Here is a 23228-nt window from a genome sequence, read left to right on the forward strand (position 1 = left end):
CGGGTCGTGCGTAGAGGGTACGTAACTTGTTTCATAAGTTAAAAGACTTATTTATGATTAACCCTAGTTGAATTACTTATAGGTAAGCGGATGCTCCTGCGCCATCTTTCCTACTTTATCGCCGTGGCAGAACACCGTGGCTTTACTCGCGCCGCCGCGGCGCTGCACGTCTCCCAGCCTGCGCTGTCACAGCAGATCCGCCAGCTTGAAGCCATGCTGGAGGTTCAGCTTTTCGATCGTTCTGGCCGTTATACCCGGTTAACCGATGCCGGAGAGATCTGGCTGGAGTATGCCCGCCGGGCGTTACGCGATCTTGAGGAAGGGCGGCGCGCTCTGCATGACGCTGAGGATCTGCAGCATGGCAAACTCCGCATTGCCATGACGCCGACCTTCACCACCTATATGCTGGGACCGCTGGTGGAAAACTACTATCGACGCTACCCCGGAGTGAAATTGCTGATTCAGGAGATGAACCAGGAGCGCATGGAAACGATGTTGCTGCAGGATGAACTGGATGTCGGCATTGCCTTTGACGAAAGCCGTTCCCGGGATATTGTCGTTCATCCGCTGCTGACGGAAACCCTCGCGTTGGTGGTGAGCCGCAGTCATCCTCTGGCCAGAGAGAACGCGCTCCGGCTGCAGGCGCTCGACGCGCAGCCGCTGATTTTACTGAGCAGCGAGTTTGCCACCCGGGAGCAGATCGATCGTTATTGCCGTCGTCATCGGCTCGAACCTGACGTGCGGATGGAGGCCAACTCTATCGGCGCCGTTATGTCGGTCATTCGGCGCACGCCCCTTGCGACACTGCTGCCGGCGGCGATCGCCGGGCAGTTTGATGATGTAGTGGCTATTGAGCTCGAACCTGCGCTGCTGCAGCGAACGGCCTGTTTGCTACAGCGCAGGGATGCATGGCAGAGCGCCGCGGCACGCGAATTTATCGCCCTGGCGCGGGAGATTGCGCTAACGCTTGAGCAGGAAAACCGCCTGCCTCCTGCCTGACGGCCTGCGTCGCTCGGCGGCGAGCCTGGACTAACGGTGGGTTGCGCTGCTGAAGTCGGCCTCATTGGGCAGGACATCCTCTCTCAGCATGACTTCCTCCTTAAGCCTTTCCAGCACGTGATGAAAGAGCTGGGTCTTGTCTGGCTCAGCCATCTTCTGCAATTTCACATTAAATAAAGTATGGGACTGAATTAGATCGTGGATAAATTCCAGCAGTACCTCACTTTGCGGAAGGGAGGTTAATTCCTGATGGATATAACCGGTTTGTTGCCGTAGCGGATTTTTTGTGACATCCATCGGTCGGGCGCTAATGCTATGGGCAAATATTTTCTCAATTGCCTGACTGGTAATATAGAGCCGGTTCAATGACAGGGTGGGGTTTTCTGCCTCCTGCGGAATGAAGTGACAATATACAAACGGTTTCTCAGGCAGCATCATGCTGAGCCTGTTTTCATGATGAATATCGTCAGGCGCCTCCAGTAACGCCATTAAATTCCGGCTGTGCGGATGCCAGAGTCCTGACGCAGTGACCTTGACGTTGAACTGCGTGACGGTATTCCCGCGCAGGGTTTCCATGACGGGAATATCGCCATCAAGCCGCAGAATGCTATGGATATGAGAGTGTGGCGACAAGAAGGTCTCCACCGTCTCCGATGAATTGAGTGGATTAAATGTGCTGGTTACTTCTTTTTCCTGATGAGAAAGGACGGCGAGTTTTAATGTTCCCCGCGTCGGGTTAAGCTTCAGGCATAGATTGATCGCGCCGATATCATGCCAGTGAAGAATGTCTTCAATTTCGCAGTTTAATAATTTTTGCGCCCGGGGGAGAGAACAATACTCCATTGGCGGTAAATTATTTAATTTCCAGATATTCCGTTCTGTTATATTCATAAGTTTTTTTGCTGCTAAAAAATAGCGGTTAGTATTGGGCGTAATCATCTAACAGCCACGTTTTATTGCCTGAGCTCCCTGACCTGATTAATGAAACGCATTCACGTTGAGAATATTATATCGATAAGTTGATTATTCTTATTGTTACGTCAGATATTAACTTGACTGCGTTATCCTATCATTTATTTCGCTCGAGAAAAATAGTTTGCTTAGCGCCTGAATACAACACTTTTTTGTTATTTTTATTAATGACTCCGACGAGGGTGAACGCAGCATGAGGAGTACGCGGCTCTGGAGACAAATGCCGCGACGACCGGGATAACGCAAACGGATGCTCGCAGCATCCGTTTGCAGCGGCCAGGCTTACTGCGACACAGAGGGATAGCGATCCCCCGGCTGCGCGATGGCATACCAGGCCATCATCTCCGCGGTACCCGGCTGCCCTTCGGCTGGCGCCCAGTCCATGGTGTCGATTTCAGCAAGCGGTTGATAAGCGCCTTGTTTGACTTCAAATACCATTCCTCCTGCGTCAAGTGAGAGCACCGTATGCCAGGTGCCGGGCTCCATTTCCAGGGCCGTGCAGGTTTCACCCAGCACCACCCGGTTAGTAATCACGCCATGGTCATCAAAATTTAGCACCACAAAGCGGCCTTTCAGCGGCAGCAAAAGTTCAAAAGTATGTCGGTGCCGGTGCGGGCGGATATAGGTGCCGGGTTCCATAGCGATAGCCAGGCGCTGCACCGGATCGCTCAGCTCAGGGTGAAAATTGCGATGGGCACGTAAGCGCGGGGAAGTGGCTGCCGCTTCGCTCTGCTGCTGCATATCGCTAAGGGTGATCTGTTTCATACCAACGCCTGGCTCCTTTGTTGTCCAGAGATGTTGAATCGGCAGGGCGGTAGGTTGACGCCCAGGCCACGCGATATTGTACGCAGAAAGCGTGTTGCTGTCGGTTAATTGTCGAGGCTATCGAGTACAGGAGGACTTCTGCCAGGCAACCACACAATTCCTTCCTGCTTTTTTTGCCAGGTACAGGGCGTCGTCGGCGCGGTTAAGTAATTCAGTCTCTACCGTTTTAGGATCCTCCGTAGTGGCAAGGCCGATACTGATCGTGACGCTCTCGGGGAGTTTAACCCTGCTGCTGACGTCGCCTGGGGAGATAATGGCCTGGCGAATCCGCTCGGCGATGAGTTGCGCCTGCTGTTGGCCGACGTCAGGCAGTAATAGTGCAAATTCCTCGCCGCCTGTTCTGGCCACAATATCATCTCTTCGAACCTGATCCTGAAGAACCCAGGCTACATACTGAATAACAAGATCTCCCTGAAAGTGGCCATATTTGTCATTTATGCGTTTGAAATGATCGATGTCGCATAACAAGATAGACAATGGTTTTTGCACAGAGACCCGTTGCATTTTTTTTGTCAGCGCAAGGTAAAAATAGCGACGGTTGTACAGCTGCGTCAGATAATCACGAATCGAGTTCTGATAGGCATTCTCATATTTATTGTTGGATAATTGATAAAGCTTAAACGCATTAAGGAAAATAATAATAATAAAGATCAGGGTGCCCAGCGTTTCGAAAAGCCTCGCTTTATACCATGTGTTTTCGCTAGCGACATCTGCGGTTGTTAAGAAAGAGAAGGTTAAGATATAAACGAAGCAGTAAAAATAGATTCCTGTCCAGAATATATTTCTGAAGCGGGTTAATGCAATCGTCGTGAAAAAGAGGAGCGTCCACATGTAAACCATTATATTACTGGCTAAGCGAATCGTTGGTTCATACAAGTGCGTTGAGGAAAATCCAACAATCAGGACGATAGCTAAAGTAAGGCTTATGCAGGCAAAGGTAATAATAATGTGATTATGGGAGGCCAGCAGGCGATGAGAACGAAATCTGTATACTAATGCCGCGGTGATGATTTGGGTGAGTGTTAAGGCGTTGCGGTAAAAGTAATACCGCAGAAATTCCTTGTATGAGATTGAGTCGTTGAGATTGCAATAAAACAGTTTGCTGTAATTTTGTAACGCAAGAATCATCATTATGGCAGAGCCAATAAAGGCACAGGCTACTGGTATGAGAAACAGACAGCGTTTATCACTTAAGTATTTTAAAGCGATAGTTATTGATATTAAAAAGTAAAATATCAATATAATAAGGGTCATGCCGTAAAACAACAACGGCGCCGGGGTCGTTATCGTGTTAATGTAGGTTGTGGTAAAATTAATTAAGCAAAATAGCGCCAGTATAGATACAATAAAAAACAACGGTGTCCGGAGCGTTGATGAGGCTGAAGGCCTGTTCATTAGGTCATACCTGTCAGGGTAAGAAAACTATGTTGTTATGATCGTGAATATCAATATTGTGAATGACGGTGAGGAGTGAGCAGTATGCTTTTCGTGCGGTTGCTGCTGACGATATCATTACGTTTTACAACTCATCTTTTCCTGTGAGTCTTTCATTTTATTTGTAAAATGATCACTGGTGTTTTCCTCTTTTTAAAAAGAGGAATGGCGCAACGGGTTTTATATCTATAAATAAATCACTTTGTGCGTTAACAGGGAGGGGCATTGATGATCAGGTCGGTACTAGCTTGAGTGAACTATCTACCGGAGCTGCAGAAAAATCATCAAAAATCGCCGTGGATCCGTCATAAAACAGGAGGGGCGTGGTGTCCCCTGCAGGAATCGAACCTGCAACTAGCCCTTAGGAGGGGCTCGTTATATCCATTTAACTAAGGGGACAAGGCGGCACGAGTATAGCGTTTTTCGCCCGCCTGAGTAAGTGCCATACCGTCTGACTGCTTAAACCCTCGCCATTCTGAGCGCTTTTTTTATGCCCGGTCGGCGTTTTTGGCTTTTCCGGCGGCCTGCGCGCGGGCTTCTGCTTTTCGCTTGTTGCTCATGTCGTTACGGATCTGCGCATGGCTCAACAGCGCGAAGATGAAGGTTCCGCCGCAGATATTTCCCGCCAGCGTCGGCAGGGCGAACGGCCAGATGAAGTCGCTCCAGGGAAGGCTTCCGTTAAATACCAGATAGAGGATCTCTACCGAGCCCACCACGATATGGGTGGTATCCGCCAGGGCGATAAGCCAGGTCATCAGAATGATCACCACGATCTTGGCGGCGCCGGCAAGGGGAAACATCCAGACCATGGTGGCGACCAGCCAGCCGGAAATAATCGCATTGGCGAACATCTCCGTCGGGCTGTTTTTCATCACATCTTCGGCGATGCTGACGAAGGCCTGGCGGGTCGGCTCATCAAAAACAGGCATATAATTGAAGGCCCATGCGGCCACCGCGGTGCCGATGAGATTGCCCGCCAGTACCACCGACCATAGCCGCATCAGCAAACCGACGTTTCCGGGGGTGGGATTGTGCATCACCGGCAGTACGGCGGTGACCGTGTTTTCCGTGAACAGCTGCTGGCGGGCCATAATCACGATAATAAAGCCGAAGGTATACCCGAGGTTCTCGAGTAAAAATCCGCCAGGGATCCCCTCCAGCTTGACGTGAAAAATCCCTTTCGCCAGCAGGGAGGCGCCCATCGACAGACCGGCCGCAATCGCCGACCACAGCAGGGCCAGCGCATCGCGCTCCATCTCTTTTTCCCCTTCCTGGCGAATATGTTCATGGATCGCCATCGCCCGAGAGGGAAGGCGATCTTCGTCAACTTCTATCTCTTCACCGCGCTGTTTTTCTTCACTTTCGACCTCGCGTTCGTCATCCGCAGGCTTTAATTTGTTATCGTCTGGTTCATCCATTTCACGGCCCTCGCTGACAATTTATCTAGTTAAAGCGTAGCGGCTTTCCCTGGCGACTGGCTGGGGATACTCTTAAATCGCAAAAATGGTTACGCCAGATTTTTATCGCTCCGCTAGAATAGGAGCCCCGCGATCTCGTTATTCCCAGGCTATGATCAAATCAACAACTTGGGTGATATAGACATCGTTCAACGTGCTGTTACAATCGCTCACATCTTTACGGGCGGAAGCGTTGTCTTTCCGTCATGGATGGCAACTCGCGATAGCCATAAAAACCAGGGAGACATCTATGAATTATCGCCTGTCGGCGCTTGCGCTTGGCGCCACATTGCTGGTGGGATGTGCCAGTTCCAGCTCTGGCGATCAGCCGCAGGGGCGCTCAGACCCGTTAGAAGGGTTTAACCGCACGATGTTCAATTTCAACTTTAACGTGGTTGATCCTTACGTGCTTCGTCCCGTCGCGGTGGCATGGCGTGACTATGTTCCGCAGCCGGCGCGCAATGGCTTAAGTAACTTCACCAGCAACCTGGAAGAGCCGGCGGTGATGGTGAACTCCTTCCTGCAGGGCGACCCCTATAAAGGGATGGTCCACTTTACCCGCTTCTTCCTGAACACCATCCTCGGGATGGGGGGGCTGATCGATGTCGCCGGGATGGCTAATCCGCAGCTGCAGCGCGTTGAACCGCATCGTTTCGGCAGCACGCTTGGCCACTATGGCGTCGGCTATGGTCCGTATGTGCAACTGCCATTCTACGGCAGCTTTACCCTGCGCGACGAAGGCGGCGATATGGCCGATGGCCTCTATCCGGTGCTCTCCTGGCTGACCTGGCCGATGTCGATCGGCAAATGGGCGGTGGAAGGCATTGAAACACGCGCTCAGCTGCTGGATTCCGACGGTCTGCTGCGCCAGTCTTCCGATCCTTACATTATGGTGCGTGAAGCTTACTTCCAGCGTCATGACTTTATCGCCAACGGCGGTAAGCTGACCCCGGCGGACAATCCGAACGCCCAGGCCATTCAGGATGAACTGAAAGATATCGATTCACAGTAATCGGCAAAGAAAAAAAAGGGTGAACATGATGTTCACCCTTTTTTGTTGTGTGCCGCTTATCAGAAGCGGTAGTTGAAGTTGGCGCCGTACAGCCAGGCGGTCCCTTCGGAGCGGAAGGTATACGGGCCTTCCTTGATTTCAACATGCTGCCCGTGCATATAGGAAATCCCGATGTCAACCGACGCATCCTTGTTGAACGCGTAGGTGGTACCCGCGCTCAGCCACAGGCGATCCTGATCCGGAATGGAAATGGAGCGATTGTTGGCTGGTACCGGGCTGTCATCGAAGGCGATACCGGTGCGGAAGGTCCAGTTATCGTCATAATAATAGGTGGTCCCCAACGCAAGTCGGTAGGCGTCCTTAAAGCCTTCCTCTTTATAGAACAGCGTCTGGCCGTTGCTGCCGGTGGCTTTCAGCTCCTGGAACTGACTCCAGCTGGTGTAGGTCAGACTGTAGTGGACCGCCCACTGCGGCGCTACGCGGTTATAACCCGACAGCTCCCACATTTCCGGCAGGTTAAGGGTCAGTGAACCGTCGGTGGTTTGGCCATTAGTACCTGCTGGCAGACCGAAGTTGCCGAGGATCTGGTTATAGGCTGCCGGCAGGCTGCTGCGGTAGTTACCGTCGAAGTCGATCTTGACCTCGGAACGGTAGGTTAAACCGTAGCGGTTATTTTTATCCAGCTCGTAGAGGATACCGGCGTTCCAGCCAAAGCCCCAGGCGTTGCCGTTAAGATGGGCGATCTGCGTGTCGGCCGGGATCTTCGCTACCTGGCCCGCCAGCGCCGGCGGCAGCGCGCCCGAGCCAGCGACAATCTGCCCCAGATCGCCAGCATAGCGCTCGATCTTCGCCTTAGCGTAGACCGCGTCAAAGCCTAAGCCGAAGCTCCAGTTGCTGTCGAGACGGTAGGCGCCGCTCAGGTTAAAGTTCGCGGTGGTCAGGTCGGTTTTCCCGCCCATGCTGCCGGCGGCATAGTCATCGTTGTATTCGGTTGCCAGGCCGTAGTTGGAGGTGATGGACGCCCCCCAACCAAACTGATCGTTAATCGGCGCGACAAAGTGGAAGTTAGGTACCCACGCCGTCGGGGCGATATTGTCTGCATTCAGGCTTTTGCCGGTGGGTGAAGTCCCGGAGACATTGACGCCCGGGTCGACAAAAACGGCGCCCGCCGACATGGTCGGACGGTCAAACATCATAATTAATGCCGGGTTACGACTGGCATTGCCTGCATCGTCTGCGATAGCCCCTTCACCGGAATAGGCCCGACCCAGCCCTGATGAAGAGAATTCGTTGAGCTGGAAGCCTGCTGACCAGGCCTGGGTGGAAACAAGTGCGACAGCCACTGCAAGGGCAGATTGGGTAAAGCGGGTTTTCTGGCTCATGCCCATAACCTCATTGAGTTATTTTTTTTTAAACTATGTTACATGCCGTAACAGAAGCGCGGAAGTGTAGGGTCTGCGGTACAACAGAGAAATCAGACCAGTGCGCTGAGTATAGGTCTGACCAGATGAGTTGTTGCAAGTTTGTTTATGAAGTTTTTCAATTGTGATAACAGAAACGCGATCCAGCTGGCAAAATTGTCGGGGGGAAGGAGAGAGAGAAAAGGTGATTTTTGTTTTAGATCATTTTTAAGTGTGATTTCTGTCACTTAACGCCGCGATGGCGATTATCGGCTGGAGGCAGACCAGGGAGCGGGCGTAAAATAGGCACATAAATTGTCTGGCACCGCAGGTGCATATCCAGAGGAAATCTACGATGAGTAAATGTAGCGCTGATGAAACCCCGGTTTGCTGCTGTATGGATGTTGGGACCATTGTCGACAACACCGACTGCACCGCCTCATACAGCCGCGTATTCGCCAACCGTGCGGAAGCAGAGCAAATGCTCGCCGCGCTGAGCGAAAAAGCCCGCAGTGTGGAATCTGAACCGTGCAAGATTAATCCCGTCTTCGCCGACGTTGACGGCGGCGTACAGCTGGATATCGATTTTGTGTTTAGCTGTGAGGCCGAATCCCTGATCTTCCAGTTGGGTCTGCGTTAATCCCTCCGCTTAACGCCCCGTGAAAGGGGCGTTATCTTTTCCGTTCAATGTGTTTTGGCTCGCAATTTTTCGCTTCCCCGATTGGCTTAATGTAAAAAATTAGTTAACAATGCTATCAGGTCAGACCACTTGTTTGTCTTGGTTAACAGGGGAGAGTTATGAGTCAGGCATTACCGCTTATCACCCGGCAGGGCGATCGCATTGCCATTGTCACAGGGTTACGCACGCCGTTTGCGCGTCAGGCGACGGCATTTCATGGCATTCCCGCCGTTGATTTAGGAAAAATGGTGGTTGGCGAAATGCTGGCGCGCAGCGACATTCCTGCGCAAGCCATTGAGCAACTGGTCTTTGGTCAGGTCGTGCAGATGCCGGAGGCGCCGAATATCGCCCGGGAAATTGTGCTCGGTACCGGAATGAGCGTGCACACCGACGCTTACAGTGTCAGTCGCGCCTGCGCCACCAGCTTCCAGGCCGTGGCGAATGTCGCCGAAAGCCTGATGGCCGGCACCATCCGCGCCGGTATCGCCGGCGGTGCCGACTCCTCCTCTGTGTTGCCTATCGGCGTCAGCAAAACGCTGGCCCGCGCGCTGGTAGATGCGAACAAAGCCCGCACGCTGAGCCAGAAACTGAAGCTGTTTTCCCGCCTGCGGCCGCGCGACCTGCTGCCGGTTCCCCCGGCGGTTGCTGAATATTCAACCGGCTTACGGATGGGCGATACCGCCGAGCAGATGGCGAAAAGCTGGGGGATCACCCGGGAACAACAGGATGCGCTGGCACATCGTTCACACCAGCTGGCAGCGAAAGCCTGGGAGGAGGGCAAGCTGTCCGCAGAGGTGATGACCGCCTATGCTTCTCCCTTCCGCGAACCGCTGGAGCAGGATAACAATATCCGTAAAAATTCAACCCTCGCGGATTACCAAAAGTTACGTCCGGCCTTCGACCGTAAACATGGCACCGTTACCGCCGCCAACAGCACGCCGCTCACGGATGGCGCGGCGGCGGTGATCCTGATGACCGAGTCGCGGGCCAAAGAGCTGGGTCTGACGCCGTTGGGTTATCTGCGCAGCTATGCCTTTACCGCCATCGATGTCTGGCAGGATATGCTGCTGGGGCCCGCATGGTCCACGCCGCTGGCGCTGGAGCGCGCTGGCCTGACGCTGGCGGATCTCACGCTTATCGATATGCACGAAGCTTTCGCCGCGCAGACGCTGGCCAATCTCCAGTGTCTGGCAAGCGACCGCTTTTCCCGCGAGGTGCTGGGCCGCGCGCAGGCCACCGGTGAGGTGGATGAGAGTAAATTTAACGTCCTCGGCGGCTCTATCGCCTACGGTCACCCCTTTGCCGCCACCGGCGCGCGGATGATCACCCAGACGCTGCATGAGCTGCGGCGACGGGGAGGGGGATTTGGTCTGGTGACGGCCTGCGCGGCAGGCGGTCTGGGCGCGGCGATGATTGTGGAGGCTGAATAATGGATACTGTTTCCGCTTTTAAGCTTGAGGTCCGTGAGGACAAAATCGCGGTGATCACCATTGATGCTCCGGGTGAAAAAATGAATACCCTGAAGGCCGAGTTCGGCAATCAGGTGCGGGGACTGATACGCCAGATACGCGACGATAAGTCGGTGCGCGGCGTGGTATTTATCTCCGCCAAAGCCGATAACTTTATCGCCGGCGCAGACATCAACATGATTGCCCGCTGCCGCAGCGCGCAGGAGGCGGAAGCGCTGGCGCGCCAGGGGCAGCAGATTATGGCCGAAATCCATGGCTTGTCGATTCCGGTCATTGCCGCCATCCATGGCGCCTGTCTGGGCGGCGGACTGGAGCTGGCGCTGGCCTGCCATGGCCGCATCTGTAGCGATGATGAAAAAACCCGACTCGGGTTGCCGGAGGTACAGCTTGGTCTGCTGCCGGGTTCCGGTGGGACGCAGCGTTTACCGCGGCTAATCGGCGTCAGCACGGCGCTGGATATGATGCTCACCGGCAGGCAATTACGGCCGCGCCAGGCGCTGAAGGCCGGTCTGGTGGACGAGGTGGTGCCGCAGACAATTTTACTGCAGGCGGCGGTGGAGCTGGCGCTGAAGGGACGTCCGACCAGCCGCGAGGTGCCGGTTCGCGAACGCGTGCTGGCGGGCCCCCTCGGTCGCCATCTGTTATTTCAGTACGTCGGCAAGCAAACGCAGCGCAAGACCCAGGGCAACTACCCGGCGGTGAAGCGAATTTTGCAGGTCGTCGAGAATGGTCTGGCCCACGGCTGCAGCAGCGGTTACGCCGAAGAGGCCCGCGCGTTTGGCGAACTGGCGATGACCCCGCAGTCGCAGGCGCTGCGATCGATCTTCTTTGCCAGTACCGATCTGAAAAAAGACCGTGGCGCCGAGGCGGAACCCGCTCCGCTGAGAAGCGTTGCAGTACTGGGCGGCGGCCTGATGGGCGGGGGGATCGCCTATGTGACCGCCTGTAAAGGCGGACTGCCGGTGCGAATTAAAGATATTCAGCCGAGCGGGATCAACCACGCCTTAAAGTACAGCTGGGATCTGCTGAACAAACAGGTTCGCCAGCGCCGACTGCGCCCCAGCGAGCGCGATCGTCAGCTGGCGCTGATCACCGGCACTACCGACTATCAGGGCTTTGCCCATCGCGACGTGGTGATTGAGGCGGTATTCGAAGACCTGGCGCTGAAACAGCGGATGGTCAGTGAAGTGGAGCAAAACGGCGGGCCGCAGACTATCTTTGCCTCGAATACGTCGTCGTTACCGATAGGCGATATAGCCGCCCATGCCAGCCACCCTGAGCGGGTGGTCGGCCTGCACTTTTTCAGTCCGGTGGAGAAAATGCCGCTGGTTGAGGTGATCCCGCATAAGGGAACCGATCCGCAGACCATTGCCACGGTGGTGCAACTGGCTAAACGTCAGGGGAAAACGCCGATCGTCGTGGCGGACAAAGCGGGCTTCTATGTGAACCGCATTCTCGCGCCGTATATAAATGAAGCGATGCGTCTGCTGGTGGAGGGAGAACCGGTTGAGGTGATTGATAAGGCCCTGGTGAAATTCGGTTTTCCGGTGGGACCGGTTCAACTGCTGGATGAGGTGGGTATCGATACCGGCACCAAAATTATTCCCGTACTGGAGAATGCCTTTGGAGAACGTTTTAGCCCGCCTGCAAACATCATTGACGCGATTTTGAAGGACGATCGCAAAGGTAGAAAAAATAATCGTGGTTTCTATCTTTATGAGATAAAAGGGCGTAAAAGCAAAAAACGGCCCGACCCGGCAGTCTATCCGCTGCTGGGCATCGACCGCCCGCAGTCGCGGTTGTCCGCGCAGCAGGTGGCCGAGCGCTGTGTGATGCTGATGCTTAACGAGGCGGCGCGCTGCTTTGAGGAGCAGATCATCCGTAGCGCGCGCGATGGTGATATCGGCGCCGTATTTGGTATAGGGTTTCCGCCATTTCTTGGCGGCCCGTTCCGGTATATGGATACTATCGGCGCGGGTGAAGTTGCCGCGATCCTGCAGCGCCTGGCCGCCCAGTACGGCCCACGTTTTACACCCTGTGACACTTTGTTACGCATGGCCGAACAGGGGACCACCTTTTGGCCAGCGGATGAACGGCTGACCTAAGTTGTGGTCAAAGAAGGTAAATCCGGCTGCGGATGACGCTGTTGATTGGCTGTTTTGTAAACAATCATTGACTATACTTACGCCATTGAGGTAAAAAACAGCGTTTCATTCGTTGAATGGATCAGGCACAATGCCCGGCCACCGGGTTGCCTGCGTATTGTCTTCGCAGGCTAAACTTCGGTGCTTCTGGTTAACAAAAGCGGTGCAATATGCAAGTTTTTATTATGCGTCACGGCGACGCTGCCCTCGATGCAGCCAGCGACTCGGTTCGTCCATTAACCGTATGCGGTTGTGATGAGTCTCGTCAGATGGCAACCTGGCTGAAAGGTCAAAAAGTGGATATTGAGCGCGTTCTTGTCAGTCCCTATCTGCGTGCGGAACAGACGCTGGATATTGTTGGGGAGTGCATGAACCTGCCGAAACATGTCGACGTGATGCCGGAACTCACGCCGTGCGGCGATGTAGGTATGGTGAGCGCCTATCTGCAGGCGCTGGCAAATGAAGGCGTGGCGACGGCGCTGGTCGTCTCCCACCTGCCGCTGGTGGGGTACCTCGTCTCAGAGCTGTGCCCGGGGGAAACGCCCCCGATGTTCACCACCTCGGCTATCGCCTGCGTCAATCTGGACGCCGACGGCAAGGGTGAATACCTCTGGCAGAAAAGCCCCTGCAACCTCAAAATGGCCAACGCCATCTGACGGCCCCCGGAGCTCGCCGTCAAGGCAGTTCCGGTGGTTGCCACTCCTCGACCTCTATCAGAATCAGCAGTGCGGCGTCACCGCCGTACTCTTTTGGCGCCTGATGAAAAGCCATGATGTGTGGATGCTGCGCCAGCCACAGCGGGGTTTGCTGTTTGAGAATGTGCTTGCCGTGCCCGTGCATCACGCAGGCGCAAAACACATGCTCGCGGCGGCAGGCGGCAATCAGCGCGCCCAGTTCCTGTTTGGCCTGCTGCTGGGTGAGCCCATGCAAATCGAGAAACAGTTCCGGCGAATAATCCCCACGGCGCAGCTTTTTCAGCTCAAAATGGCTGACGTCGGCGCGGACATATTTCGTCGAGCCTTCGGTATTCAGTAGCGGCTGAAACTCATCGGAAAAATAGTGGCTGTTGTCGGCCTGTTCCTGCAACAGACGCTTAGGGGCAACCTCGGTGATTTTCTTGCGCTGCGGGCGGTGCACGATGGTGTCCTGTTTGATCTTCCGCGTGCCGGTCATCAGCTGACGGAACAGCGCCTGATCCTCCTCGCTAAGCGATGTCTTCTTTTTCATTGTCCGCTCTCATTAATACTTTGCGCTAGTTTACCCGACTCAATATCCCTTCGGGCAAGGAAAACCTGTTTTTTCCCCCGCCACCCTACGCAAGAATGCTGATTTATCGCCGTCTTCATGGCACACTAGCCGCCGAATTTATAGCAGAGTGTGCCCTGGAGGATGTCGTGGATAAAATTTTTGTTGATGAGGCAGTCAATGAGCTGCATACCATTCAGGACATGCTGCGCTGGGCGGTAAGCCGTTTCAGCGCTGCTAATATCTGGTACGGTCACGGGACTGACAACCCGTGGGACGAGGCGGTACAGCTGGTGCTGCCTTCACTGTATCTGCCGCTGGATATCCCGGAAGATATGCGCACTGCGCGCCTGACCTCCAGCGAGAAACACCGCATTGTAGAGCGGGTGATTCGCCGCGTGAACGAGCGTATTCCCGTCGCCTATCTGACCAACAAAGCGTGGTTCTGCGGCCATGAGTTTTTCGTTGATGAGCGGGTGCTGGTGCCGCGCTCCCCGATCGGCGAACTGATCAATAACCAGTTTGCCGGTCTAATTAACCATAAGCCGCAGCATATCCTTGATATGTGCACCGGCAGCGGCTGCATCGCCATCGCCTGCGCCTATGCCTTCCCGGAAGCCGAAGTCGACGCCGTGGATATCTCCCCGGACGCGCTGGCCGTCGCCGAGCACAACGTGGAATCCCATGGCCTGATCCATCACGTGACCCCGATCCGTTCCGACCTGTTTCGCGATCTGCCGAAGCTACAGTACGATCTGATCGTCACTAATCCGCCGTATGTCGATGAAGAGGACATGGCCGACCTGCCGGAAGAGTATGAGCATGAGCCGGTTCTGGGTCTGGCCTCCGGAAGCGATGGCCTAAAGCTGACGCGCCGCATCCTCGGCAATGCGCCGGATTATCTCAGCGACGACGGCATTCTGATTTGTGAAGTCGGTAACAGCATGGTACATCTGATGGAGCAGTATCCGGACGTGCCGTTTACCTGGCTTGAGTTTGATAACGGCGGCGACGGCGTCTTTATGCTGACCAAACAGCAGCTGATTGACGCTCGCGCGCACTTCGGTATTTATAAAGACTAAAAAAAACAACACGCCAACATAACGACAAATAATGGAGCCGTGATGGCAGGAAATACAATTGGACAACTCTTTCGCGTCACCACCTTCGGCGAGTCGCACGGCCTGGCGCTTGGCTGCATCGTTGATGGTGTGCCGCCGGGCATTCCGCTGACCGAAGCCGATCTGCAGCACGACCTCGATCGTCGTCGCCCGGGCACCTCGCGTTACACCACGCAGCGTCGCGAGCCGGATCAGGTCAAAATCCTCTCCGGCGTCTTCGAAGGCGTCACCACCGGGACCAGTATCGGGCTGCTGATTGAGAACACCGATCAGCGTTCGCAGGATTACGGCGCGATCAAAGATCTGTTTCGTCCTGGCCATGCGGATTACACCTACGAACAAAAGTATGGTCTACGCGACTATCGTGGCGGCGGTCGCTCCTCCGCCCGCGAAACCGCGATGCGCGTGGCGGCCGGGGCGATTGCCAAAAAATTCCTCGCCGCGAAGTTCGGCATCGTCATTCGCGGTTGCCTGACGCAGATGGGCGACATTCCGCTGGCCATTAAGGACTGGGAAGAGGTTGAACAGAATCCCTTCTTCTGCCCGGATCCGGAGAAAATCGACGCTCTCGATGAACTGATGCGCGGTCTGAAAAAAGAGGGCGACTCCATTGGCGCCAAAGTTACCGTCGTCGCCGACGGCGTACCGCCGGGCCTTGGCGAGCCGGTCTTTGACCGCCTTGACGCCGATATCGCCCATGCGCTGATGAGCATCAACGCCGTGAAAGGCGTGGAGATTGGCGACGGCTTCGAGGTGGTGAAGCTGCGCGGCAGCGAAAACCGCGATGAGATCACCAAAGCCGGATTCCAGAGCAACCACGCCGGCGGCATTCTTGGCGGCATCAGCAGCGGTCAGCAGATCGTTGCCAACATCGCGCTGAAGCCGACCTCCAGTATTACCGTTCCCGGTCATACCATTAACCGCTTTGGCGAAGAGGTGGAGATGATCACCAAAGGGCGTCACGATCCGTGCGTCGGCATTCGCGCCGTACCGATCGCTGAGGCCATGCTGGCGATCGTTTTAATGGATCATTTTATGCGTCAGCGCGCGCAGAATGGCGACGTGACGACGACAATTCCACGCTGGTAACCATGAAAAACACCGTTATCGCCCTGTTGGCGCTGCTGGCCAGCGCCGGCAGCCTGGCCGCCACGCCATGGCAGAAGATATCCCAGCCAATCGGCGGCAGCGCGCAGTCGATTGGCGCGTTCTCCAATGGCTGTATCGTTGGCGCCGAGGCGCTGCCGCTGAACGCTGTCGGCTATCAGGTGATGCGTACCGATCAGCGGCGCTACTTCGGTCATCCGGATCTGATTCAGTTTATTCAGCGCCTGAGCAATCAGGTGCACAATAAAGGCATAGGGACCGTGCTGATTGGCGACATGGGGATGCCGGCAGGCGGCCGTTTTAACGGCGGCCACGCCAGCCATCAGACGGGCCTCGATGTCGATATCTTCCTCCAGCTGCCGCAGACGCGCTGGACATCGTCCCAGCTGCTGAAGCCGCAGGCCCTGGATCTGGTCGCCAGCGATGGCAAACGCGTGGTACCGTCGCTGTGGAGTCCGCAAATCAGCCAGCTGATCAAGCTGGCGGCGGAAGATAGCGAAGTGACCCGCATCTTCGTCAACCCGGCGATTAAACAGCAGCTGTGCCTGGACGCGGGAAGCGACCGCCAGTGGCTGCGCAAAGTTCGTCCCTGGTTCCAGCATCGCGCCCATATGCACGTCCGTCTGCGCTGCCCGGCAGGCAGCCTGGAGTGCGAAGATCAGGCGCCACCGCCGGCCGGCGATGGCTGCGGAGCGGAGCTGCAGAGCTGGTTCGAGCCACCTAAACCCGGGTCTACCCCACCTGTGAAGAAGACGCCGCCGCCGTTGCCGCCTTCCTGCCAGGCGCTACTGGATGAGCATGTGCTGTAATGGATAGTTTTATCGAGTTGTTTTCCGTATCGCCGCTGGTGCTGGTGGTGCTTTTTTTTGTCGCCATCCTGGCCGGTTTTATTGATTCACTGGCCGGGGGCGGGGGCTTACTGACCGTGCCGGCGCTTATGGCGGCAGGCATGCCGCCGGCCCAGGCGCTGGCGACCAATAAGCTGCAGGCCTGCGGCGGATCGCTGTCGGCGACCCTCTACTTTGTCCGGCGCAAGGTGGTCAATCTCGCCGATCAGAAGCTGAATATTCTGATGACCTTTATCGGTTCAACCGCCGGCGCGCTGCTGGTCCAGCACGTGCAGTCCGATATTCTTAAGCAGATCCTGCCGTTGCTCGTGATCGGCATCGGTCTCTATTTTCTGCTGATGCCGAAACTGGGCGAAGCGGACCGGCAGCGTCGGCTCTACGGTCTTCCGTTTGCGCTGGTCGCCGGCGGCAGCGTCGGGTTTTACGACGGTTTTTTCGGCCCCGGCGCCGGTTCGTTTTATGCGCTGGCGTTTGTCACCCTCGCCGGGTTTAACCTGGCGAAGTCGACGGCCCACGCCAAACTGCTCAACGCCACCTCGAACGTCGGCGGCCTGCTGCTGTTTATTATCGGCGGGAAGGTTATCTGGGCTACCGGCTTTGTGATGATGGCCGGACAATTTATTGGCGCCCGCGCCGGCTCCCGGCTGGTGCTGAGTAAAGGGCAATCGCTGATCCGACCGATGATCGTTATCGTCTCGGCGGTGATGAGCGCGAAGCTTCTCTACGACAGCCACGGGGCTGAGATTTTGCAGTGGTTGGGAATTCATTAATGCAACAGCAACACCATTATCAGCAGCTGATCGATCTCTTCGATAGCTGCTTTGCCGCAGATTTTAATACTCGCCTGGTGAAAGGCGACGATGAGCCGATCTACCTTCCGGCAGACGATGGCACGCCATATCACCGTATCGTCTTCGCGCACGGTTTTTTTGCCAGCGCTCTGCACGAGATCTCCCACTGGTGTATCGCCGGCAAGGCTCGCCGCGAACAGGTGGATTTTGGCTACTGGTACTGCCCGGACGGTCGCGATGCAATGACCCAAAGCCAGTTTGAGGACGTCGAGGTGAAACCGCAGGCCCTGGAGTGGCTGTTCTGCGTGGCGGCGGGATTTCCGTTTAACGTCAGCTGTGACAATCTGGAAGGTGACGTCGAACCCGATCGCATCGCCTTTCAGCGCCGGGTACATGCCCAGGTGATGACTCTGCTTGAACAAGGGATCCCCGAACGTCCGGCGCGTCTTATTCGCGCACTACAACACTATTATCAAACGCCGCCATTGACGGCAGAACACTTTCCGTGGCCGGAAGACCTGCACTAAGGCCACACATTACATGACAAGAGGTAAGACGATGATCGCGGAGTTTGAATCACGCATTCTGGCGCTGATTGACAACATGGTAGACCACGCCAGTGATGATGAACTGTTTGCCGGCGGTTATCTGCGCGGCCACCTGACGCTGGCGGTGGCAGAGCTGGAAGGTGAGGGCGAGCATTCAGCTGAAGCGGTACACAGCAAAGTCAGCCATAGCCTGGAGAAAGCCATCGGCGCTGGCGAGCTGTCGCCGCCGGACCAAATTCTGGTGCAGGGCATGTGGGAAAACCTGTATCTGCAGGCAAAAAATCAGGCCTGAGCCATGTTGTAGCCCGGGTCAGGCGTCAGCCGTACCCGGGAAATTGCCTGCCCTCATGGTTTTATTTCACCGCTTTTCCCTTCAGCAGTTTTCTCACCCATAGCCGGTTCGGATTCAGCGCCGCCAGGGTGTCGCTATCCAGCGGCAGCGGTTCAGCGCTCATCTGCGCCGCCAGTATCTCAGCGCTTAACGGCGCGGTGCAAATGCCTCGCGATCCGAGGGCGCCAAGCATAAACAGGTTATGAAAGACCGGCGCGCTACCGGCGCTATCCTGCCGTTCGTGGAGGTTGGCGTATTGCGTCAATGTCGCCGCATAGTCCGGCACGTTGCCGACCATCGGCAAATGATCGCGGGTGGCGCAGCGCACGCCGCAGCGGGCGTCACTTGCGCTGATATCCACGTCCTGCGGCCACTCCGCGCCCGGGAAGCAGTCGATCAGCCGTTGCCGGTTGTGCTGCTGATCTCCTTCGCTGAAGGTGGTGTCGGTTTTGCCGCGATGGTAGCTGGCGCCAATACAATGCTGCTGGTTTTGCGGATTCTGCGGCGTCAGGTAGCCGTCGTAGCACAGCACCTGGCGCAAAGCGGAAAGCCGCGGGGTGGTGGGTATATGGCTGACCTGGCCACCCACGGGATAGACGGGCAACGGCGCGGTTTGCGCAAAATCCGCGATGCGGTGGCCGTTGGCCAGCACGACCGCCTGATGATAGCGCTGGTGGTTGAGCAGCCAGCCATCGCCTTCTGCACTCAGCGTCTCGACCTGATAACCATAATGCACGTGCAGACCGCGAGTTGCCGCCAGCGCCAGCAGCTCGGCGGTGAGCTGCTGTGGACACAGCCAACCGCCGGCCGGATAGGTTATGCCGCCGCAGCCGGTCTCGACGCCGGTCAGCTCCGCGGCCTGATCCGCCGTCACCGCGCAGGCGATATCAGGGGGCAACTCCAGGGCCAACATCTGGGCGATTTTGTGCGCGCTTTTTTCATCCCAGCCAAGCTGGGTGACCCCGCACCATTGATGATCGAACAGCACCGGCAGCGCGTCGTAGGTGCGGCGGGCGAAGGTAAAGGCGGCCGGGAAAAAGCGCGCCAGCGCCGGATCGTGCTGGCTTAACAGCGGGTAGAGCGCGCCTTGGCGATTACCGGAGGCGCCCTGCGCCGGGGCGTCGTCCGCGCAGTAGAGGGTCACCTGCCAGCCGCGACGCAGCAGCGCCAGGGAGAGCAGGGCGCTGGCGATACCGCCGCCGACGATGGCCGCTTCGCGGGCCTCGCTGCCTCGGCGGGCGAACCAGGGCGCGCGCGCCGGAAAGGCCAGCGTTTGCGCCATCTCGCCGGTCAGCATCTCCCGTTTGCGGCCGAAGCCCTTGGTTTTACGCAGGGTAAATCCGGCTTCCTGCAGGCCGCGGCGGACAAAACCGGCGGAGGTAAAAGTGGCCAGTGTTCCGCCGGGACGCGCCAGGCGCGCCATGGCATTGAACAGATCCTGGGTCCACATGTCGGGATTTTTCGCCGGGGCAAAGCCGTCGAGAAACCAGGCGTCCACCTGCTGATTCAGCGAATCATCCAGCTCTCTGGTCAGCTCGTTGATATCGCCAAACCACAGATCGAGCGTCACCCGTCCGCCGTCGAGCAGCAGACGATGGCACCCGGCGAAGGCCGAAGGCCATTGCGCCTGCAGCTGTTCTGCCCATGGGGCCAGCTCTGGCCAGCGCTGGTGCGCCAGGCGGAGATCTTCCGCCTTCAGCGGATATTTCTCAAAACTGATGAAATGTAACCTTTGCAGGGTAACGTCCGGGTTATCGCGAACAAAAACGTCAAACGCCTGCCAGAGAGTGAGGAAATTGAGCCCGGTGCCGAAGCCGCTCTCCGCGACGATCAACAGCGGGCGAGGGTGGCTGGAGAAGCGCTCCGGCAGGCGATTTCCGCCGAGAAAGACGTAGCGCGTCTCTTCCAGACCGTTGTCATTGGAAAAGTAAACATCGTCGAAATCTCGGGAAACAGGTGTACCCTCAGCATTGAATTCCAGGTTGGCGGGTTGTATAGCGTTTTGTTTCACGTAAGTTACTCGAATCACAAGGCGTAGCGCGATCTTAGCGATGTGTGCCTGAGGGCGCAAATTTATACACAAAATGTCTGATCGGACTTGTTCGGCGTACAAGTGTACGCTATTGTGCGACACGAAACTTAAAATAGTGAGACTTACAGAGGTATTTAATGAAACGTGCAGTGATTACTGGCTTGGGCATCGTTTCCAGCATCGGTAATAACCAGCAGGAAGTCCTGGCATCTCTGCGTGAAGGACGTTCAGGGATCACTTTCTCTCAGGAGCTTAAAGATTCAGGGATGCGCAGCCACGTATGGGGCAACGTCAAACTGGATACCACTGGCCTCATTGACCGCAAAGTAGTGCGCTTCATGAGCGACGCCTCCATCTATGCTTACCTGTCCATGGAACAGGCCGTTGCCGACGCAGGTCTGGCGCCGGAAGCATACCAGAATAACCCGCGTGTCGGCCTGATCGCAGGCTCCGGCGGCGGCTCCCCGAAATTCCAGGTCTTCGGCGCTGATGCCATGCGTAGCCCGCGTGGTCTGAAAGCCGTGGGTCCGTATGTGGTCACCAAAGCGATGGCTTCCGGCGTTTCCGCCTGCCTCGCCACGCCGTTTAAAATCCACGGCGTTAACTACTCCATCAGCTCCGCCTGCGCCACTTCCGCACACTGCATCGGTAATGCGGTAGAGCAGATTCAGCTGGGCAAACAGGATATCGTCTTTGCCGGCGGCGGCGAAGAGCTGTGCTGGGAAATGGCCTGCGAGTTCGACGCCATGGGCGCGCTGTCCACCAAATACAACGACACTCCAGAAAAAGCCTCCCGCACCTATGACGCCAACCGTGACGGCTTCGTTATCGCCGGCGGCGGCGGTATGGTCGTGGTGGAAGAGCTGGAACATGCTCTGGCGCGCGGCGCGCACATCTATGCCGAAATCGTCGGCTATGGCGCAACCTCCGATGGCGCAGACATGGTAGCTCCATCGGGTGAAGGCGCAGTGCGCTGTATGCAGATGGCGATGCACGGCGTGGATACCCCGATCGACTACCTGAACTCTCACGGCACCTCCACGCCGGTCGGCGACGTGAAAGAGCTGGGCGCGATCCGCGAAGTGTTCGGCGATAACAGCCCGGCTATCTCGGCGACCAAAGCGATGACCGGCCACTCGCTGGGCGCGGCGGGCGTACAGGAAGCTATCTACTCCCTGCTGATGCTGGAGCACGGCTTTATCGCGCCGAGCATCAACGTCGAAGAGCTGGACGAGCAGGCAGCCGGCCTGAACATCGTCACCAAACCGACTGACGCTAAGCTGACCACCGTGATGTCCAACAGCTTCGGCTTCGGCGGCACCAACGCCACGCTGGTGATGCGTAAATACAACGCCTAATCAGCACGCGATGCACTGAGGGGAGCCAACGGCTCCCCTTTTTTGTCATCTTGACAGGGTAAGGTCCCGCAGGCACACTGCTGGCGAATCCATTAGTCTCTCCACTAATGCGTAAGCGTTTAACGTCAACCAACGCGCCTTAACCCTGATAGTCAGGTGGAGGGGGCGTGTCGCTTTGCTCGCCTTACTCTGCGAATCTGGAGTAATGCATGTCCGCAGTCACTGAAACAACATCTCATTCTTCCGCGAATTTTTCGCTTTTTCGCATTACATTCGCCGTCTTTTTGACCTATATGACCGTCGGTTTGCCGCTGCCGGTGATCCCGCTATTTGTCCATCAGGAGCTGGGATTTGGTAACACTGTGGTCGGCGTGGCGGTGGGGATCCAGTTCCTCGCCACCGTTCTGACCCGCGGCTACGCCGGGCGTCTGGCAGACCAGTACGGCGCCAAACGTTCCGTCCTGCAGGGGATGCTGGCCTGCGCCCTGGCCGGTGCGGCCTGGCTGGCCGCTGCGCTGCTGCCGCTGCCGGTGTTCGCGAAGTTGGGCCTGTTGCTGCTGGGCCGCCTGATTCTCGGGTTTGGCGAAAGCCAGCTGCTGACCGGCAACCTGAGCTGGGGGATGGGACTGGTGGGTCCGGCCCGCTCCGGCAAAGTGATGTCATGGAACGGTATGGCGATGTACGGTTCGCTGGCGGTGGGCGCCCCGCTGGGATTGTTAATATATAGCCATTTTGGCGTGGCGGTCCTCGCCTGCGTCACCATGGCACTGCCGCTCGTCGCCTGGCTCATCAACGGGACGGTGCGCAAAGTGGCGGCGCACGGAGGCGAGCGGCCTTCACTGTGGAGCGTCATCGGCATGATCTGGCGGCCGGGGATTGGTCTGGGCCTGCAGGGCGTCGGCTTTGCGGTGATCGGCACCTTCGTCTCCCTCTATTTTGCCAGCCATCACTGGCCGATGGCCGGCTTTACCCTGACGGCGTTTGGCGGCGCTTTTGTGCTGATGCGGGTGCTGTTCGGCTGGATGCCGGATCGGTTTGGCGGCGTTAAAGTGGCGATGGTCTCGCTGCTGATAGAGGCGGTCGGTCTGACGCTGCTGGGGCTGGCGTCGGGCGTCTGGGTAGCGCTGGCCGGCGCGGCGCTGACCGGATGCGGCTGTTCGCTTATTTTCCCGTCGCTTGGCGTGGAGGTGGTGAAGCGCGTCCCGGCGCAGGTGCGCGGCACTGCGCTCGGCGGCTATGCAGCCTTTCAGGATATCTCTTATGGCCTGACCGGGCCGCTGACCGGTCTACTGGCCACTTCGCTGGGCTACTCGTCGGTATTTCTTGCCGGCGCCCTCTGCGCGGCGCTGGGGATCCTCGTCACCCTCATCTCATTTCGCCGCTAGGTTGTTGTCCGGCCTGAAACCGCTGTAGTCAACACCGTGGCGTTTGGCATGAAAGGGAGCCGTGAACGCCA

21 protein-coding genes and 1 tRNA gene are annotated in these 23228 nt (G+C 56.8%); 14 read left to right on the plus strand and 8 right to left on the minus strand.

Annotation, left to right across the window (positions count from 1 at the left end):
- Positions 1 to 90 precede the first annotated feature (90 nt).
- A complete protein-coding gene (gene cynR, locus ABLV64_RS17345; RefSeq protein ID WP_186933354.1) occupies positions 91 to 999 on the plus strand; it encodes a transcriptional regulator CynR in 909 nt (302 codons plus the stop codon).
- 30 nt (positions 1000 to 1029) lie between these two features.
- On the opposite strand, the gene ABLV64_RS17350 is transcribed toward cynR, so the two are convergent.
- The 5 genes from ABLV64_RS17350 to ABLV64_RS17370 all read right to left on the minus strand — a co-directional run bounded on the left by ABLV64_RS17350 (position 1030) and on the right by ABLV64_RS17370 (position 5648).
- Positions 1030 to 1890, minus strand: coding sequence for a hypothetical protein (locus ABLV64_RS17350; protein ID WP_025999167.1), 861 nt, complete (start codon positions 1888 to 1890; stop codon positions 1030 to 1032).
- Between the two features lie 363 nt (positions 1891 to 2253).
- On the minus strand, positions 2254 to 2736 hold the full coding sequence (locus ABLV64_RS17355; protein ID WP_032456441.1) for a WbuC family cupin fold metalloprotein: 483 nt from the start codon (positions 2734 to 2736) through the stop codon (positions 2254 to 2256).
- 117 nt (positions 2737 to 2853) lie between these two features.
- Positions 2854 to 4191, minus strand: a complete 1338-nt coding sequence (locus ABLV64_RS17360) for a sensor domain-containing diguanylate cyclase (protein ID WP_186933353.1) — start codon at positions 4189 to 4191, stop codon at positions 2854 to 2856.
- Positions 4192 to 4554: 363 nt separating this feature from the next.
- Positions 4555 to 4629: transfer RNA gene (locus ABLV64_RS17365), tRNA-Arg, on the minus strand.
- 89 nt (positions 4630 to 4718) lie between these two features.
- Positions 4719 to 5648, minus strand: a complete 930-nt coding sequence (locus tag ABLV64_RS17370; protein ID WP_004201800.1) for a formate/nitrite transporter family protein — start codon at positions 5646 to 5648, stop codon at positions 4719 to 4721.
- A gap of 289 nt (positions 5649 to 5937) precedes the next feature.
- Here ABLV64_RS17370 and mlaA point away from each other — a divergent pair, with 289 nt between their 5' ends.
- On the plus strand, positions 5938 to 6699 hold the full coding sequence (gene mlaA, locus ABLV64_RS17375; RefSeq protein ID WP_004201799.1) for a phospholipid-binding lipoprotein MlaA: 762 nt from the start codon (positions 5938 to 5940) through the stop codon (positions 6697 to 6699).
- A gap of 59 nt (positions 6700 to 6758) precedes the next feature.
- Here the strand turns inward: mlaA and fadL are convergent, their stop codons facing one another.
- Complete coding sequence (fadL, locus tag ABLV64_RS17380; protein ID WP_064183442.1) at positions 6759 to 8081, minus strand: long-chain fatty acid transporter FadL; 1323 nt, start codon at positions 8079 to 8081, stop codon at positions 6759 to 6761.
- Positions 8082 to 8454: 373 nt separating this feature from the next.
- Here fadL and ABLV64_RS17385 point away from each other — a divergent pair, with 373 nt between their 5' ends.
- The 4 genes from ABLV64_RS17385 (at position 8455) to sixA (ending at position 13047) form a co-directional block, all read left to right on the plus strand.
- Positions 8455 to 8739 (plus strand): YfcZ/YiiS family protein, encoded by a 285-nt coding sequence (locus tag ABLV64_RS17385; RefSeq protein ID WP_004201797.1) that lies wholly within the window; start codon positions 8455 to 8457, stop codon positions 8737 to 8739.
- Between the two features lie 158 nt (positions 8740 to 8897).
- Positions 8898 to 10208, plus strand: coding sequence for an acetyl-CoA C-acyltransferase FadI (gene fadI / locus ABLV64_RS17390; protein WP_017899503.1), 1311 nt, complete (start codon positions 8898 to 8900; stop codon positions 10206 to 10208).
- Positions 10208 to 12352 (plus strand): fatty acid oxidation complex subunit alpha FadJ, encoded by a 2145-nt coding sequence (fadJ, locus tag ABLV64_RS17395; protein ID WP_348843043.1) that lies wholly within the window; start codon positions 10208 to 10210, stop codon positions 12350 to 12352. Before fadI ends, fadJ begins: the two co-directional genes overlap by 1 nt.
- 209 nt (positions 12353 to 12561) lie before the next feature.
- Positions 12562 to 13047, plus strand: a complete 486-nt coding sequence (sixA, locus tag ABLV64_RS17400) for a phosphohistidine phosphatase SixA (RefSeq protein WP_004201794.1) — start codon at positions 12562 to 12564, stop codon at positions 13045 to 13047.
- Positions 13048 to 13066: 19 nt separating this feature from the next.
- Here sixA and smrB read toward each other — a convergent pair whose 3' ends face one another.
- On the minus strand, positions 13067 to 13618 hold the full coding sequence (gene smrB / locus ABLV64_RS17405) for an endonuclease SmrB (RefSeq protein ID WP_004201792.1): 552 nt from the start codon (positions 13616 to 13618) through the stop codon (positions 13067 to 13069).
- 167 nt (positions 13619 to 13785) lie between these two features.
- On the opposite strand from smrB, the gene prmB reads away from it, so the two are divergent.
- Genes prmB through ABLV64_RS17435 form a run of 6 tightly spaced genes read left to right on the plus strand, consistent with a single transcriptional unit; the run spans position 13786 to position 18343 of the window.
- Positions 13786 to 14718 (plus strand): 50S ribosomal protein L3 N(5)-glutamine methyltransferase, encoded by a 933-nt coding sequence (prmB, locus tag ABLV64_RS17410; RefSeq protein ID WP_004201790.1) that lies wholly within the window; start codon positions 13786 to 13788, stop codon positions 14716 to 14718.
- Positions 14719 to 14760: 42 nt separating this feature from the next.
- Entirely contained in the window at positions 14761 to 15846 is a 1086-nt protein-coding gene (aroC, locus tag ABLV64_RS17415; protein WP_004201789.1) for a chorismate synthase, read from the plus strand.
- A 2-nt stretch (positions 15847 to 15848) separates the two neighbouring features.
- Entirely contained in the window at positions 15849 to 16673 is an 825-nt protein-coding gene (mepA, locus tag ABLV64_RS17420; RefSeq protein ID WP_348843042.1) for a penicillin-insensitive murein endopeptidase, read from the plus strand.
- A complete protein-coding gene (locus ABLV64_RS17425) occupies positions 16673 to 17482 on the plus strand; it encodes a sulfite exporter TauE/SafE family protein (protein WP_004201787.1) in 810 nt (269 codons plus the stop codon). The genes mepA and ABLV64_RS17425 overlap by 1 nt, the downstream gene beginning before the upstream one ends.
- Positions 17482 to 18030: an elongation factor P hydroxylase gene (locus tag ABLV64_RS17430; protein WP_004201786.1), complete on the plus strand. Its 549-nt coding sequence runs from the start codon at positions 17482 to 17484 to the stop codon at positions 18028 to 18030. The genes ABLV64_RS17425 and ABLV64_RS17430 overlap by 1 nt, the downstream gene beginning before the upstream one ends.
- Before the next feature lie 31 nt (positions 18031 to 18061).
- A complete protein-coding gene (locus ABLV64_RS17435; protein WP_004201785.1) occupies positions 18062 to 18343 on the plus strand; it encodes a YfcL family protein in 282 nt (93 codons plus the stop codon).
- 61 nt (positions 18344 to 18404) lie between these two features.
- Here ABLV64_RS17435 and mnmC read toward each other — a convergent pair whose 3' ends face one another.
- The gene (mnmC, locus tag ABLV64_RS17440; protein ID WP_004201784.1) at positions 18405 to 20393 is read right to left on the minus strand and encodes a bifunctional tRNA (5-methylaminomethyl-2-thiouridine)(34)-methyltransferase MnmD/FAD-dependent 5-carboxymethylaminomethyl-2-thiouridine(34) oxidoreductase MnmC; all 1989 of its coding nucleotides are present in this window, start codon (positions 20391 to 20393) and stop codon (positions 18405 to 18407) included.
- Between the two features lie 158 nt (positions 20394 to 20551).
- Between mnmC and fabB the strand changes: the two genes are divergently transcribed.
- Together fabB and ABLV64_RS17450 are read left to right on the plus strand one after the other, a co-directional pair.
- Positions 20552 to 21772 (plus strand): beta-ketoacyl-ACP synthase I, encoded by a 1221-nt coding sequence (fabB, locus tag ABLV64_RS17445; protein WP_002913291.1) that lies wholly within the window; start codon positions 20552 to 20554, stop codon positions 21770 to 21772.
- Between the two features lie 209 nt (positions 21773 to 21981).
- On the plus strand, positions 21982 to 23157 hold the full coding sequence (locus ABLV64_RS17450) for an MFS transporter (protein ID WP_023318791.1): 1176 nt from the start codon (positions 21982 to 21984) through the stop codon (positions 23155 to 23157).
- Positions 23158 to 23228 lie beyond the last annotated feature (71 nt).

It is taken from the genome of Klebsiella sp. JB_Kp031 (genome assembly GCF_040064295.1).
GTDB classification, from domain to species: Bacteria; Pseudomonadota; Gammaproteobacteria; order Enterobacterales; family Enterobacteriaceae; genus Klebsiella; species Klebsiella quasipneumoniae.

Excerpts from the sequence above, each read along its gene's own strand:
- cynR (WP_186933354.1), top strand. The coding sequence starts at position 91 with ATGCTCCTGCGCCATCTTTCCTACTTTATCGCCGTGGCAGAACACCGT.
- ABLV64_RS17350 (WP_025999167.1), bottom strand. The coding sequence starts at position 1,890 with ATGAATATAACAGAACGGAATATCTGGAAATTAAATAATTTACCGCCA.
- ABLV64_RS17355 (WP_032456441.1), bottom strand. The coding sequence starts at position 2,736 with ATGAAACAGATCACCCTTAGCGATATGCAGCAGCAGAGCGAAGCGGCA.
- ABLV64_RS17360 (WP_186933353.1), bottom strand. The coding sequence starts at position 4,191 with ATGAACAGGCCTTCAGCCTCATCAACGCTCCGGACACCGTTGTTTTTT.
- ABLV64_RS17370 (WP_004201800.1), bottom strand. The coding sequence starts at position 5,648 with ATGGATGAACCAGACGATAACAAATTAAAGCCTGCGGATGACGAACGC.
- mlaA (WP_004201799.1), top strand. The coding sequence starts at position 5,938 with ATGAATTATCGCCTGTCGGCGCTTGCGCTTGGCGCCACATTGCTGGTG.
- fadL (WP_064183442.1), bottom strand. The coding sequence starts at position 8,081 with ATGAGCCAGAAAACCCGCTTTACCCAATCTGCCCTTGCAGTGGCTGTC.
- ABLV64_RS17385 (WP_004201797.1), top strand. The coding sequence starts at position 8,455 with ATGAGTAAATGTAGCGCTGATGAAACCCCGGTTTGCTGCTGTATGGAT.
- fadI (WP_017899503.1), top strand. The coding sequence starts at position 8,898 with ATGAGTCAGGCATTACCGCTTATCACCCGGCAGGGCGATCGCATTGCC.
- fadJ (WP_348843043.1), top strand. The coding sequence starts at position 10,208 with ATGGATACTGTTTCCGCTTTTAAGCTTGAGGTCCGTGAGGACAAAATC.
- sixA (WP_004201794.1), top strand. The coding sequence starts at position 12,562 with ATGCAAGTTTTTATTATGCGTCACGGCGACGCTGCCCTCGATGCAGCC.
- smrB (WP_004201792.1), bottom strand. The coding sequence starts at position 13,618 with ATGAAAAAGAAGACATCGCTTAGCGAGGAGGATCAGGCGCTGTTCCGT.
- aroC (WP_004201789.1), top strand. The coding sequence starts at position 14,761 with ATGGCAGGAAATACAATTGGACAACTCTTTCGCGTCACCACCTTCGGC.
- mepA (WP_348843042.1), top strand. The coding sequence starts at position 15,849 with ATGAAAAACACCGTTATCGCCCTGTTGGCGCTGCTGGCCAGCGCCGGC.
- ABLV64_RS17425 (WP_004201787.1), top strand. The coding sequence starts at position 16,673 with ATGGATAGTTTTATCGAGTTGTTTTCCGTATCGCCGCTGGTGCTGGTG.
- ABLV64_RS17430 (WP_004201786.1), top strand. The coding sequence starts at position 17,482 with ATGCAACAGCAACACCATTATCAGCAGCTGATCGATCTCTTCGATAGC.
- ABLV64_RS17435 (WP_004201785.1), top strand. The coding sequence starts at position 18,062 with ATGATCGCGGAGTTTGAATCACGCATTCTGGCGCTGATTGACAACATG.
- fabB (WP_002913291.1), top strand. The coding sequence starts at position 20,552 with ATGAAACGTGCAGTGATTACTGGCTTGGGCATCGTTTCCAGCATCGGT.
- ABLV64_RS17450 (WP_023318791.1), top strand. The coding sequence starts at position 21,982 with ATGTCCGCAGTCACTGAAACAACATCTCATTCTTCCGCGAATTTTTCG.